Origin of the sequence: Pseudonocardia sp. SID8383 (genome assembly GCF_009864975.1) — a bacterium.
Classification (GTDB): domain Bacteria; phylum Actinomycetota; class Actinomycetes; order Mycobacteriales; family Pseudonocardiaceae; genus Pseudonocardia; species Pseudonocardia alni.
This window is the reverse complement of the sequence record NZ_WWFY01000092.1, coordinates 1-1,305: the sequence shown is the minus strand read 5'-3', so window position 1 is coordinate 1,305 and position 1,305 is coordinate 1. Positions and strand designations below refer to the sequence as shown.

General features: G+C 75.9%; 2 protein-coding genes. One reads left to right on the top strand and one right to left on the bottom strand.

What is annotated here, in order from left to right; translation table 11 throughout:
* Nucleotides 1-148: 148 nt before the first annotated feature.
* On the bottom strand, nucleotides 149-559 hold the full coding sequence (locus tag GTW08_RS02180) for a secondary thiamine-phosphate synthase enzyme YjbQ (RefSeq protein WP_073578137.1): 411 nt from the start codon (nucleotides 557-559) through the stop codon (nucleotides 149-151).
* A 37-nt stretch (nucleotides 560-596) separates the two neighbouring features.
* Between GTW08_RS02180 and GTW08_RS02175 the strand changes: the two genes are divergently transcribed.
* Nucleotides 597-1,305: aminotransferase class V-fold PLP-dependent enzyme (locus GTW08_RS02175; protein ID WP_346009838.1), on the top strand; the 709-nt coding region annotated here is incomplete at its 3' end.

The window sequence follows — 1,305 nt, the reverse complement described above, 5'->3', positions numbered from 1 at the left end:
GACGGTGTCGCGGGAGCCGGGCGGTCGGTCGTCGTCGTCCGGCCGGAGGTCACCGGCGCAGCGTACGGCGGTGTCGCGCGACCCCGACGCGGTGTTCCGGCGGGCGGCCGACCGCGGTCGCCCGGCGGTCCGGGGCGTGCGGCGGGGCTCAGCCCGGCAGCAGCGTCAGCCGCACCGAACGCGTCGGGTTGTCGATGTTGGTGTCGACCAGGCAGATCGACTGCCAGGTCCCCAGCGCGGGGCGGCCGTCGATCACCGGCACCGTCGTCGACGGCGGCACGAACGCGGGCAGCACGTGGTCGCGCCCGTGCCCGGAGCTGCCGTGCCGGTGCCGCCACCGGTCGTCGGCGGGGAGCAGCTCGCGCAGCTGCTCGAGCAGGTCGGAGTCGCTGCCCGCGCCGGTCTCGATGAGGGCGATGCCGGCCGTCGCGTGCGGCACGAAGACGTTGAGCAGGCCGTCACCGGCACCGCAGTCGGACAGGAAGCGTTCGATCCGGTGCGTCAGGTCCACGACGGTCTCCTCGGAACCGGTCCGGATCTCGATCAGCTCGCTGTGCACGACCCCGACACTAGGACGCTCACTACGCTCGGGCAGCGTGGACGACACAGTCACCTTCGCCGGGTGGGAACTGCCACACCGGCCCGGCTACCTGAACACCGCGAGCATCGGCATCCCGCCGCTCCGGGCGTCGGCGGTGGTCGCCGACGTCGTGGCGCGCTGGGCGGTCGGCGCGGCCTCGCCGAAGGACTTCGACGACGACGTCGAGGCGGCCCGCGCGGGGTTCGCCGCGATCACCGGGGTGCCGGTCGCCGACGTCGCGCAGGGCGCCACGACCTCCGGCCTGATCGGTCCGCTCGCCGCGTCGGTGCCCGACGGCACCCGCGTGCTCGTCGCCCGCGGTGAGTTCTCCTCGGTGACCCGGCCGTTCGCGGTGCAGGCCCACCGCGGGGTCCGGGTGACCGAGGTGCCGCTCCCGGAGCTGGCGGCCCACGCCGGTGACCACGACCTCGTCGCGGTGTCGGTGGTGCAGTCCGCCGACGGCGCGATCGCCGACGTCGACGCACTGCTCGCCGCCCGCGCCCGCAGCGGCGTGCGGCTTCTGTTCGACGTCACCCAGGCCGCCGGGTGGCTCCCGCTGCGTCTGCACGACGCCGACGCCGTCGTCGGTGCCGGGTACAAGTGGCTGCTCGCGCCGCGCGGCACCGCCTGGCTGGCCCGGCGTCCGTCGTGGGTGGACGGGCCGCCCGCCGGGGCGTGCTGGCCGGAGCCCGTCCCGCACTCCGCGGGCTGGTACGGCACCCGGG